Genomic DNA, 12,653 nt, shown 5'->3' on the forward strand with positions numbered 1-12,653 from the left:
CCGATGCGCCTGAAGTGCATTCGCCTGGCCGGGTTCAAGTCGTTCGTCGACCCGACCACGGTCAACTTCCCCAGCAACATGGCGGCCGTGGTCGGCCCCAACGGTTGTGGCAAGTCGAACATCATCGACGCGGTGCGCTGGGTGATGGGCGAGAGTTCGGCGAAGAACCTGCGTGGCGAGTCGATGACCGACGTCATCTTCAATGGCTCCACCAGCCGCAAGCCGGTCAGCCAGGCCAGCATCGAACTGGTGTTCGACAACAGCGACAACACGCTGGTGGGCGAGTATGCCGCCTACGCCGAGATTTCCATCCGTCGCAAGGTGACCCGCGACGGGCAGAACACCTATTTCCTAAACGGCGCCAAATGCCGGCGCCGCGATATCACCGACATCTTCCTCGGCACCGGCCTGGGGCCACGCAGCTACTCGATCATCGAGCAGGGCATGATCAGCAAGCTGATCGAAGCCAAGCCCGAGGAGCTGCGCAACTTCATCGAGGAAGCGGCGGGCATCTCCAAGTACAAGGAGCGCCGCCGCGAGACCGAGAACCGCATCCGCCGTACACAAGAGAACCTGGCACGCCTGACCGACCTGCGCGAAGAGCTGGAACGCCAGCTTGAACGCCTGCACCGCCAGGCCCAGGCCGCCGAGAAGTACCGCGAGTACAAGGCCCAGGAGCGCCAGCTCAAGGCTTGCTTGTCTGCGCTGCGCTGGCGTGACCTGGATGAGCGCGTGCGCCAGCGCGAGACGGTCATCGGCGACCAGGAGATTGCCTTCGAGGCGCTGGTGGCCGAGCAGCGCAATGCCGATGCCAGCATCGAGCGCCTGCGCGATGGCCACCATGAGCTGTCCGAACGCTTCAACCAGGTGCAAGGCCGCTTCTATTCGGTGGCCGGCGACATCGCCCGGGTCGAGCAGAGCATCCAGCACGGGCAGCAACGCCTGCGCCAGCTGCAGGACGACCTGAAGGAAGCCGAGCGCACCCGCCTGGAGACCGAGTCGCACCTGGGCCACGACCGCACGCTGCTGGCCACCCTCGGTGAAGAGCTGGCGATGCTCGAGCCGGAGCAGGAGCTCACCCTGGCCGCGGCTGAAGAGGCCGCCGCCACGCTCGAGGAAGCCGAGCTGGGCATGCACGGCTGGCAGGAGCAGTGGGACAGCTTCAATACCCGCTCCGCCGAGCCGCGTCGCCAGGCCGAAGTACAGCAGGCGCGCCTGGCGCAGCTCGAATCCAGCCTGGAGCGCCTGGCCGAGCGCCAGCGCAAGCTGGGCGAGGAGCGTGACCAGCTGGGCGCCGACCCGCAGGATGTTGAGATGGCCGACCTCACCGAACAGGTGGCCGGCAGCGAACTGCTGCTCGAAGAGCTGCAGCTTCAGGAGCGCCAGGTGGTCGAGCAGCTCGACGCGCTGCGCGAGCAGCTGCAGCAGGCCAGCCAGGCCCAGCAACAACAGCAGGGTGACCTGCAGCGCCTGGGTGGCCGCCTGGCTTCCCTGGAAGCGCTGCAACAGGCCGCACTGGAGCCTGGTGCCGATGCCGCCGACTGGTTGCGCGGGCAAGGGTTGGAGCAGCGCCCCCGGCTGGCGGAAGGCCTGCGGGTCGAGCCTGGCTGGGAGCTGGCGGTGGAAACGGTGCTGGGCGCCGACCTGCAGGCCGTGCTGCTCGACGACTTCGACAACCTCGACTTCACCACCTTGGAACAGGGTGAATTGCGCCTGCTGCTGGGCGCGGGCGATGGCACGCGGATCCCGGGCAGCCTGCTGGACAAAGTCGAGGGGCGCACCGACCTGTCGCCCTGGCTCGGCCAGGTCAGGCCGGTGGAAAACCTGGAGCAGGCGTTGGCCTTGCGGGCCTCGCTGGGTGATGGCCAGAGCCTGGTCAGCCGCGATGGCTATTGGGTTGGGCGCCATTTCCTGCGTATCAGCCGCGGCGGTGAAGCCCAGGGTGGCGTGCTGGCCCGTGGCCAGGAAATCGAACGCCTTGGCCAGGAACAACTGGAGCAGGAGGCGCTGCTCGAACAGCTGGACGAACAGTTGCAGCGCCTGCGTGAGCAGCAACTCGACCACGAAGAGCAGCGCGAGCAATTGCGCCGTCGCAGCCAGGACGAAAGCCGCCAGCATGGCGAGCTCAAGGCTCGGCTGTCCGCCGGCCGTGCCCGAGCCGAACAGCTGGAGCTGCGCCTGCGCAGGTTGCAGGAAGAGCTGGCCGAGGTGCAGGAACAGCGTGCCATCGAGCATGAGCAGCTGGGCGAGGCGCGGTTGCTGCTGCAAGAGTCCCTGGACCTGATGGCCCAGGACACCGAGCTGCGCGAGCAGTTGATGGCGCGCCGCGACACCCTGCGCGAGGGCCTCGACCGCGTTCGCCAGGAAGCCCGCCAGCACAAGGACCACGCCCACCAACTGGCCGTGCGCATGGGTTCCCTGCGGGCCCAGCACGATTCCACCCGCCAGGCGCTGGAACGCCTTGAGCAACAGGCCGCGCGCCTGAGCGAGCGCCAGGAGCAGTTGAACCTGAACCTGGAAGAGGGCGAGGCACCCCAGGAAGAACTGCGCCTGAAACTCGAGGAATTGCTCGAGCGGCGCATGAGCGTCGACGAGGAAATGCGTCAGGCCCGCCTGCACATGGACGAGGCCGACCGCGAGCTGCGCGACGCCGAACGGCGCCGCACCCAGGCCGAACAACAGGCCCAGCTGCTGCGCGGCCAGCTGGAGCAGCAGCGCCTGGAGTCACAAGGGCTGGATGTGCGCCGCAAGACCTTGCAGGAACAATTGCTGAGCGACGGCTACGATCTTCAGGGCGTGCTCGCGACGCTTGATGCCCAGGCTAGCGAGCAGGGCACCGAGCAGGAACTCGAGCAGGTCGAGGCGCGCATTCAGCGCCTCGGGGCGATCAACCTGGCGGCCATCGAGGAGTATGAACAGCAGTCCGAACGCAAGCGTTACCTGGATGCCCAGGACGCCGACCTGGTCGAGGCGCTGGAAACCCTGGAAAACGTCATCCGCAAGATCGACAAGGAAACCCGCAACCGCTTCAAGGATACCTTTGATCAGATAAATGCCGGATTGCAGGCACTTTTCCCAAAAGTTTTCGGTGGCGGCAGCGCTTATCTGGAACTGACGGGCGAAGATCTACTCGATACAGGGGTGACGATCATGGCGCGCCCGCCGGGCAAGAAGAACAGCACCATCCATCTGCTGTCCGGCGGCGAGAAAGCGTTGACCGCCCTCGCGCTGGTGTTCGCCATCTTCAAGTTGAACCCGGCACCGTTCTGCATGCTCGACGAGGTCGACGCGCCGCTGGACGATGCCAACGTGGGGCGCTACGCGCGCCTGGTGAAGGAAATGAGCGAAAGCGTGCAGTTCATCTACATCACCCATAACAAGATCGCCATGGAAATGGCCGATCAATTGATGGGGGTGACCATGCACGAACCGGGCTGTTCACGCCTGGTCGCCGTCGATGTGGAGGAGGCGATGGCCATGGTCGACGCCTGATGAGCGAAGATGGGGTGCGAACCTGTAGGCAAAAGCCCCAGCAGGTGCGACAGACGGTGTAAAGTTGCCTTTGGTCGTGCTAGCTTAATGTCACTTGTTTTTTGCGTGGGTAAAACGCCTGTCAGAACATAGAGTTGGCGCCACGTGTTAAAGGCCTTTGAAGCCTTTGTTTTCAAGCATATTTTTTATAGAGGCACGGGATTACATGGAAATCGGTCTGCGCGAGTGGCTGATCCTCATCGGCATCATTGTCATCGCCGGTATTCTTTTCGACGGCTGGCGGCGCATGCGCGGCGGCAAGGGCAAGCTGAAATTCCGTCTGGACCGTAGCTACGCGAACGCGCCGGACGACGAAGGCGGCGCCGAGGTGCTTGGCCCTTCGCGCGTGCTGGAAACGCATAAAGAACCTGAGCTGGACGAGTCCGACCTGCCGTCGGTCAGCGCGCCTGCGCGTGAGCGTGAGCGCGATCCCAAGCCGGCCAAGGCCTCCAAGCGCGGCAAGCGTAATCACAGCGAGCCGCAGCAGGGCGACCTGAACCTGGCTGCCGAAGCCCGTGAACCGGACTTGTTCGCCGACGACAAGGACGATTTTGTCGCTGACAACAATCGCCATGGCGCCGCCGCCACGCCCAGCACGCCGGTCAAGGAGCTGCCACCGGCCGAGGAAGTGCTGGTGATCAGCGTCATCTCCCGTGACGAAGGCGGCTTCAAGGGCCCGGCGCTGCTGCAGAACATTCTGGAAAGCGGCCTGCGTTTCGGCGAGATGGACATCTTCCACCGTCACGAAAGCATGGCCGGCCACGGCGAGGTGCTGTTCTCCATGGCCAACGCGGTCAAGCCGGGTGTGTTCGACCTGGACGACATCGACCACTTCAGCACCCGTGCGGTGAGCTTCTTCCTGGGCCTGCCCGGGCCGCGTCACCCGAAGCAGGCCTTCGACGTGATGGTCGCCGCTGCCCGCAAGCTCGCCCACGAGCTCGACGGCGAGCTCAAGGATGACCAGCGCAGCGTGCTGACTGCCCAGACCATCGAGCACTACCGCCAGCGTATCGTCGAGTTCGAGCGCCGCGCGCTCACGCAGAAACGCTGATGTTACCGAGCGGGTGGGCCTTGCCTCGGCCCACGCCGCGATGATTCAAGCAAAAGAGCAGCCTGGGGCTGCTCTTTTGCTTTGCAAGAGAAGACGAAGAATGAACGCCGAATCCCGAATCCATGCATTGCGCGCCGAACTCGACCAGCATAACTATCGCTACTACGTGCTTGACGAGCCCAGCGTGCCCGACGCCGAGTACGATCGCCTGTTCAACGAACTCAAGGCGCTTGAGGCCGAGCACCCGCAACTGGTGACCGCCGACTCGCCGACCCAGCGGGTTGGTGGCGCGGCACTGGCGGCATTCAGCCAGGTCCGCCATGAGGTACCGATGCTCAGCCTGGGCAACGCCTTCGAGGAGGATGACCTGCGCGATTTCGACCGCCGTGTGGTCGAGGGCCTGGACCTGCCGGGCGGCGACCTGTTCGCCGCGCAGGCTGCGGTGGACTACAGCTGCGAGCCCAAGCTTGATGGCCTGGCGGTCAGCCTGCTGTACCGTGATGGCCAGCTGGTCCAAGGTGCCACGCGGGGTGATGGCACCACCGGCGAGGACATCAGCACCAATGTGCGTACCGTGCGCAACATCCCGCTCAAGCTGCAGGGGGAGGGTTGGCCCGCGGTGCTGGAAGTGCGTGGCGAGGTGTACATGAGCAAGGCCGGATTCGACCGGCTCAACGCGGCCCAGGCCGAAGCCGGCGGCAAGACCTTTGCCAACCCGCGCAATGCCGCGGCCGGCAGCCTGCGCCAGCTGGACTCGAAGATTACCGCCAGCCGTCCGCTGGAGTTCTGCTGTTATGGCGTGGGCCAGGTGTCCGAGCCGTTCGGTGACAGTCATATCGGCATCCTTGAAAAGCTCAAGACCTGGGGCCTGCCGATCAGTCGCGAGCTCAGGCACGCTGCCGGTATCGAAGAATGCCTGGCGTACTACCGTGACATCGGGGCGCGCCGCAACGACCTGCCCTACGAGATCGACGGCGTGGTGTTCAAGGTCAACAGCCTGGCGTCCCAGCGCGAGCTGGGCTTCCGTGCCCGCGAGCCCCGCTGGGCGATCGCCCACAAGTTCCCGGCGATGGAAGAACTCACCGAAGTGCTCGACGTCGAGTTCCAGGTCGGGCGCACCGGCGCGGTCACGCCCGTGGCGCGTCTCAAGCCGGTCAAGGTGGCGGGTGTGATGGTCTCCAACGCCACCTTGCACAACATGGATGAGATCGCACGTCTGGGTTTGCGCATCGGTGATACGGTGATCATCCGCCGCGCCGGCGATGTGATTCCGCAAGTGATGCAGGTGGTGCTCGACCGCCGTCCGGAAAACGCCCGCCCGGTAGAAGTGCCCACCGAATGCCCGGTATGTGGCTCGCAGGTCGAGCGCACGCAGCTGGTCAAGCGTAGCAAGGGCAAGGAAACCATCAGCGAGGGCGCTGTGTATCGCTGTGTCGGTCGCCTGAGCTGCGCCGCTCAGCTCAAGCAGGCGATCATTCATTATGTGTCGCGTCGCGCCATGGACATCGACGGGCTGGGCGAGAAGAGTGTCGAACAGTTGGTCGATGAAGGCCTGATCCGTTCGCCAGCTGATCTTTACAAGCTCGAATTCGAGCAGGTGGTCGTGCTCGAAGGTTTCGCCGAGGTGTCCAGCCGCAAGCTGCTGGAGGCCATCGAAGCCAGCAAGCGCCCGAGCCTGGCGCGCTTCATCTACGCCCTGGGCATTCCCGATGTGGGCGAGGAAACCGCCAAGGTGCTGGCCCGCTCGCTGGGCAGCCTGGCGCGGGTGCAGGTGGCGCTGCCGCAAGTGCTCACCTACCTGCCGGATATCGGTCTGGAGGTTGCCCACGAGATCCACAACTTCTTCGAGGACACGCACAACCGCGAGGTCATCGCGCAACTGCTGGCCAGTGGCATGCAGTTGCAGGAGGAGGGTGAACTGGGCGCCGAGTTCGCCGCCAGCACCACGCTCGCCGGCATGCTGGCCAAGCTCGACATTCCCTCGGTTGGTCCGACCGGCGCGGAAAAGCTGGTGGACAAGTTGGGCACCCTGGACAAGATCATCGCCGCTGACGGCATCGACCTGCGCCAGGCCCTGAACACCAAGCAGGCCGAAGGCGTGCGCGAGTTCTTCAGGGACGAGGCCAACCAGTTGCTGGCCCGTGCTATCGAGGCCCAGTTGCTGGACTTCGGCATGCACTGGTCCTGCGAGAAGAGGTCTGCCGAAGGCCTGCCCCTGGCCGGCCAGACCTGGGTGCTGACCGGGACCCTGGAGCGGATGAGTCGTGATGTCGCCAAGGAGCAGCTGGAACGCCTGGGCGCCAAGGTGGCCGGGTCGGTGTCGGGCAAAACCCACTGCGTGGTCGCCGGGCCGGGCGCCGGTTCCAAGCTGGCCAAGGCCAACGAGCTGGGGGTCAAGGTGCTGGACGAGGAGCAGTTCGTGGCCTTCATGGCCGAGCAGGGCATCACCCTCTGACCCTGACCTGCCGACAGGTGTAGGAGCGGCTTCAGCCGCGATCACCCGCGACGCGGGTGCCAGGCTGCGCGTTGCCTGTTTCGCGGCTGAAGCCGCTCCTACAAGGTTCGGGTCGATGCCGCTATCGCGTCATGGCCACAAGTCCTTGAGAAATGATGGTTTTTTCTCGCTCAAAGGTTGTAACTTCTCCCGGGCGCTGTACAATGGCGCGGCTCGTCACATGGCGAGACGTCGTGGTGGCCCCATCGGTCCCCCCGCATTGATTACCCGTTAACCTGGTCAGGCCCGGAAGGGAGCAGCCATAGCGGGAACATCGAGTGCCGGGGTGTGGCTGGTGGGGCCGCCTCCATTCTGCAAGTCCTTGAATTCTCAAGGATTTCTCTCTCAAAAAATCTTGAAGTGTGACAGCGTTTAGGTACGTCAAGGTGACGCACTCAGACGCATATCCTATCGCCCCCAATTTTTTTAGCAAATTTTCCTACAGACGATCCAGCTGTCGCTCCTATGAGGCGCTCCGGTCTTTGGGGTACGTACGTGTGAACGCTACAACACCAAGTGCTGATGAAATGGTGCTTGAATGCACATGCGTGCCATGGCATTTTGCCCGTATGGCCAGTGCATAGGAATTGTTGGAGCTTCTCGGGCTGGTGCTGAGTGAATGCTAAATCCGCTTGAATGGAGTGGATGAATTAGATTCTGCTCCATTGAGTGTTTATTAAGAAAAGCTGCTGAAGACTCGCATTAATATTTTTTAGTGGGGTGGGGTGTGATGTAGGGTGCTTACCGTTGGAGTTGAGCTAGAATTTGTTTGCCGTGATTATAAAAAATTAAGAGAGTGAGATAATGGAATATATTTCAGGGGTCGTGTCTTGGTTTGAAAGCGCAAGTGGGTTGGCAAATTTCTTCGGAATAGCTGTGCCTGTGACTGGTGTGGTAATTGCACTTCTTAAGTGGATTTCATCCAAGAAGGCTACAAGGATGTCCTTGCCTGAAGTAGTAGAGAAAATTTCTAAAAGCCCAAATAAAATTGATGCCAAGGCTCTTGGTAGGGTTGCATTTGTTGATGATGAGATCTCGGATTTCCCAATTACTGAATTAAAGAAAGCGGGTTATCAGATCAGTACTTATAAGCAGGTTAGCTTGTCAGATGTCGCAATTTTGGCAACCTATGATGTAATATTTCTGGATATCAAAGGCATCGTTAAGGATGATCCGGAGGAGGGTGGGCTTAAACTATTGTCTTCGTTGAGAAAGCTGAATCCTAATCAGAAAATATGCGCTGTTTCTAATAAGCAATATGACGTTCTTGCAACTAAGTTTTTTGAGCAGGCTGATGATGTTGCGAAAAAGCCGATGACAGCGCAAAAGTGCTCTGACCTCATAGATCAGTTTTTTATTGAAAAATTCAGCGTTGATCGTATCGAACAAGTGATGGTGGCTGAGAGCAATGCTCTGGATAAGGCTAAGCGAAACGAATACTTGGATTCGCTTGGCGTATTGGTCGAGAATCAAGATGATCCTCGAAAAGCTCTAAAGTTAGATAGTGCTGTATTTCCCAAGCTCTTTGAGGCGACGGTTGATCTTGTAAGGATTTATCGCCATGTTGCTTAAAGAGGTTTTTAGTACGGGTTCTATCTCGACGCCGTGGCCCGTTTCTATTGGGGGGATGGTTCTGCCCGGTGGTGCGGGATTATCTAAAACATGCGAAAAAAAAGTGCAGTTTGTCCAAGGCGTGTTTATCTACTAATACGTCGGGTGAAAGTTTGTGTCCTCATGGATTGTCTTACTTTGCTGCTTCCGTAGGTGAGACTCGAATAGTTGTATTCGGTGTGAAGGGGGAGCAAATCGGAAATAAAATATCGCGCGAGCTAAAGCTAGAGTTGAAGGGTAGAAATCTAGATGAGAGGAGATTTCATAGTTGGGTTAATTCTCTCAGCAAACTTGATAAGGTGATTGATAATCATATTTTGGAACGGCAGTCAGAGCTTCTTGATCCTTTGCACGATCCGATTCGGTTGGCGCGTCAGCTTGAAAGTATATCGGTTCGGCTCCTTGATCAAACTAGCTCATCGGCTGTGAGGACGGTTGACGCACAGCTTGATCAGGCTTCTACAGAAATGAAATCATTAGTGAAGGCTGCTGGCCTACTCAATGACTACTTTGACTTGGTTTCTATTTACTTCAATCCGGCGGCTGCACGTTTTGGTAGGCCTGCCTCAATGTCTCTCCATGGTATCTTGAGAAAGATAACCTCGATCCTCTCAGGTTTCGAAGCTGACGAAGATGGAGTTAAGACTAAAGTAATTTTTCGTGGTGAGTGTTATAGGAATTTTAATCTAAGAGAAAGTTTCAAGATAATTCCGTTTTCCTTGATTAGCAATGCGGTGAAGTATTGCCTTGTGGGTGATGTTGCTGTCCGTCTGCGTGAAATGCAAGATCGAGTTGAGGTTGAGGTGGTTTCTCAGGGGCCTCCTATTGAAGAGGATGAAATTGATTTGATCTTCTCTAAAAAATATCGGGGGCGCTGGTCTAAATCTTTGAGAAAGGGCGAGGGTGTAGGTCTTTATCTCGCAAAAATTGTGGCTGATGCCCATGATATCCAGATTTCTGCAACGAGCCGTAGATTAGGGGGGCAGATGTTTGGGACTACGCCATTGGCAACAAATACGTTTAGATTTGAAGTTCCATTCCAAATTAATAGGTGAGCCAGAGATTTTGGCTCGGTACTGGTAAGGGCTATCAGATGGTAGCCCTTATAGTGGGTAGCAGTTTTTAAGCCTAATCTATCGTTAGTCCTGCGGTTATGGGCTTTGCGCTGGCTATCCGGTTTTTTAGGAATGCGTGAGCATAAATTGAATATAGTGCGTTTGTTGGCCTTGGAGGGTGGTGATTATTTGCTGGCTCTAGAGGTGAGGGAAGTTGATTTGATACCATTTGAATATAGCGACGCCAATACTCATCCCTCCTAGAGCAAAAGGCGTGATTTGATCAAAGAACCATGGGGAGACGACTGCCCCGCGGGCGAATACATACCACTGAACCAGCTTTGCAACTAGGCTAGAGGGAGTTGTTATAAATCCCTGTCCGCCCTGCTGGTGATGGTCGTTATTGTCTACGGTGTAGTGAATGTAGAAGCCGTAGTTGATTTCATTCCTGACATCACTTTCTAGCTTTCGAATCATGGTAAGCCTATCTGGTTTTTCTCGGCTAGGCGGAGTGGGACGTTCCACATAGGTCATTCTCCCTTTCGGAGTAAAACTCAAAAGCTTGATTTTTTCTTGAGCATTGCCGGGCGTCTCTTCGATTAACTTCAATGCGTGTTCACGCATCTCCTTTTTCTTTAAGCGTTTCATCACTGCGATAAGTGTTTTTTCGTATAGCTCGTGCATTGCTAGGTCAAACTGAAAGCTGCCCTCGGGGCTTCGCTGATAGAGCCTCAACCACAGGTAGACGTTGATTCCAGCTAGAACCATCCAAACGTTTTGTACGTTTTCCTTTAATTTGATCTCATTCCCGAGCAGCTTGAAGGTCGAAAGATCTGCACCGAAATACCACAGCAAAAGCACGAGGGTTGAAAATCCTATCAGGTAGCTTCTTGCTTTGTTGAAGTCTAGTGTGTCCGTATCGCCCACTTAATTTTCCTCAAAGATACCCACGGATTAGCGTGGAAATAGCGCCTATTCACCAGCCAACCGGTTGGCCGAAATAGTCTGTGATTTTCTTCAGTGCCGAATCTGGAGTCTTGAACGTGAGTTTACCGTTGACCAGCTGGGCCTCTGTTTGAACAGCCCGCTTCACTGAGAAAGCCTGCTAACCTGTCTTGCCTGAGCTTGATGGCTCCAGCAGCTAGATCGAAGTTTCCTGTTCTACGAATGGGCATGACTGCAACGCTCCACGATGAAGGAGTCATCACTCTAACATTACTTGCCACTTGTGGTTCAAGTGCTATCTGGCAGAAATTTCACGCCGCCGTAAAATTTAGTGATGTACTTCGATGCTGGTTTGGGGTTCTAGCGTGGAAAATAACTTGCGGTGTCTGTGGGGTGTAGAAACAGGATTTTTGTGTGCGGTGCTTAACAGTGCGCTAGCTGGTCAATGAGAAGCTTCTTAAAATGGAAATAAGGTTGTGTGGTCTTGTGCATGCTTGCATTTATGGGGCGTAGTACCTAGCGTAGCGAAGCAACACACTAGTGTAGTGATGTAAGCGCACAAAAACATCCCGCCAAAGCCCCAGAGATAGCCATGGCGAGGTGTTTGATTGGATTGTGTGGGGGTGTATTGTAAGTCACTAACAGCACTTTATGAGCCTTGTATTGAACGTATGGGGCTGCTTTAAAAGGCTTCCTTCATTACCCTCTTGATCCTATAGACCGTGGCCACTCCGCATTTTGCGAGTGTAGCTACATCGTCAGCGGCCATGCTGGGGTGCTTGGCCATAATGTTCGCAACCTTTTCCCACAACGCGACATTCTTGGCTTTACCTGACGGCTTCCAATTAGGGTCCGCAGCTTTCTTGTTCTCTAAGCCCTGCTTGATACGCTCCACGCGTTTCTCTTGATCCAGTCGTGCCATGGTAGCCATGAGGTCGATCAGCATATTGTTGATTACATCCATGATTTGACCTGTGATTCCTTTCGCTTCAACTAGCAAATGACTGGTGGGCAGATCAGCTACAACCAGACGCAATCCCTTGGCCTTGATGGTGGCCTTGAGCGTATCCCAATCAGCTTGCGAGAGGCGACTGAGGCGGTCTACAGACTCGACTAGTAGTACGTCACCACTCTGGGCATTGTTGAGCAAGGACAGCAGCTCTGGCCGATTGAGCTTTGTCCCACTGATGTTCTCGCTGTAGGTGCCGACGACCGACAAACCTTTCTCATTAGCGAACGCCTCAAGCTGAGACTTGGCACGTAGAGCATCTTGATCCTTTGTGGACGCACGGAGATACAGATGAGTCTTCGGGCTGGGGGCGTTCATGGAGGCCTATCCTTTAGCGTCTGCTTCGATAGGCTAATGATAATTCAATCAATTGGCTATCTACAATAGACTAATGATAGTGAATGCGCGCCGGTTCTCTTGCTACCAAACAAGTAGACCTCTTTGATAGTGAGGGGTGGGTCAGGATCGGAGTGAGTCGATACCAGATGCGATGGCTTCGGCGTTGGTGTCGAGGGTTTGGAGGATGCTCAGAACGTTGTCATGCACGTCTGTCGATCCCCGCTGCATGATCCATAGGCTCACCTCTTCAATTGCTGCACGTATGGCGATCTGGTTGAGGTGCAGCAGCTCAAGTGTGTCAGCAGTGACTGGGGAGCGGTCATCCATGGATGTAGTCCTGTGAGGGATCGTGCATGAGTGTAGCGGTTATCGAAATGACTACAGGCCTTCAAGCAGCTCAGACAGGGACATACTCAGCCCGTCAGCGAGCACCTTGGCAGCCTCAAGACTGGGGTTTGCTGTGCCAGTCTCAATGCGAGACATATAGGTGCGGACAAAGCCGCATTTGTCAGCGAACGCTTCTTGGCTGAAGCCTTGGCTGCTGCGTAGGTTTCGGATTCGTTGGCCAAAGGCCTTTCGTAGGTGTTGGTTTGTCTGCATCCCAGCATGATGGTTGGA

At 57.3% G+C, this 12,653-nt stretch carries 9 protein-coding genes and 1 other RNA gene; 6 read left to right on the forward strand and 4 right to left on the reverse strand.

All coding sequences use genetic code 11. The features are described 5' to 3' along the window. The first annotated feature begins 3 nt into the window (after positions 1-3). The 6 genes from smc to PSEEN_RS26600 all read left to right on the forward strand — a co-directional run bounded on the left by smc (position 4) and on the right by PSEEN_RS26600 (position 9,742). Positions 4-3,492 (forward strand): chromosome segregation protein SMC, encoded by a 3,489-nt coding sequence (smc, locus tag PSEEN_RS08240; RefSeq protein ID WP_011533020.1) that lies wholly within the window; start codon positions 4-6, stop codon positions 3,490-3,492. A gap of 205 nt (positions 3,493-3,697) precedes the next feature. After that, positions 3,698-4,582 carry a cell division protein ZipA gene (gene zipA / locus PSEEN_RS08245; RefSeq protein WP_011533021.1) on the forward strand — a complete coding sequence of 295 codons (885 nt, stop codon included), beginning with the start codon at positions 3,698-3,700 and terminating at the stop codon, positions 4,580-4,582. A 100-nt stretch (positions 4,583-4,682) separates the two neighbouring features. Next, a complete protein-coding gene (gene ligA, locus PSEEN_RS08250; protein WP_011533022.1) occupies positions 4,683-7,037 on the forward strand; it encodes an NAD-dependent DNA ligase LigA in 2,355 nt (784 codons plus the stop codon). 243 nt (positions 7,038-7,280) lie between these two features. After that, positions 7,281-7,377: signal recognition particle sRNA small type (gene ffs / locus PSEEN_RS26020), an RNA gene on the forward strand. A 503-nt stretch (positions 7,378-7,880) separates the two neighbouring features. Next, positions 7,881-8,648 (forward strand): hypothetical protein, encoded by a 768-nt coding sequence (locus PSEEN_RS08255; RefSeq protein ID WP_011533023.1) that lies wholly within the window; start codon positions 7,881-7,883, stop codon positions 8,646-8,648. A 68-nt stretch (positions 8,649-8,716) separates the two neighbouring features. Continuing rightward, a complete protein-coding gene (locus PSEEN_RS26600) occupies positions 8,717-9,742 on the forward strand; it encodes a sensor histidine kinase (protein WP_158020235.1) in 1,026 nt (341 codons plus the stop codon). 198 nt (positions 9,743-9,940) lie between these two features. Here PSEEN_RS26600 and PSEEN_RS08260 read toward each other — a convergent pair whose 3' ends face one another. From PSEEN_RS08260 to PSEEN_RS26035, 4 genes are all read right to left on the reverse strand, one after another. Next, a complete protein-coding gene (locus PSEEN_RS08260; protein ID WP_011533026.1) occupies positions 9,941-10,669 on the reverse strand; it encodes a hypothetical protein in 729 nt (242 codons plus the stop codon). Positions 10,670-11,369: 700 nt separating this feature from the next. Further along, complete coding sequence (locus tag PSEEN_RS08265) at positions 11,370-12,014, reverse strand: recombinase family protein (protein ID WP_011533027.1); 645 nt, start codon at positions 12,012-12,014, stop codon at positions 11,370-11,372. 141 nt (positions 12,015-12,155) lie between these two features. Next, on the reverse strand, positions 12,156-12,362 hold the full coding sequence (locus PSEEN_RS08270; RefSeq protein ID WP_011533028.1) for a hypothetical protein: 207 nt from the start codon (positions 12,360-12,362) through the stop codon (positions 12,156-12,158). 51 nt (positions 12,363-12,413) lie between these two features. After that, complete coding sequence (locus PSEEN_RS26035) at positions 12,414-12,635, reverse strand: helix-turn-helix domain-containing protein (RefSeq protein WP_028632437.1); 222 nt, start codon at positions 12,633-12,635, stop codon at positions 12,414-12,416. Between the last annotated feature and the right edge of the window lie 18 nt (positions 12,636-12,653).

The sequence above is a fragment of the Pseudomonas entomophila L48 genome, assembly GCF_000026105.1.
In the GTDB taxonomy this organism is placed as follows: Bacteria; Pseudomonadota; Gammaproteobacteria; order Pseudomonadales; family Pseudomonadaceae; genus Aquipseudomonas; species Aquipseudomonas entomophila.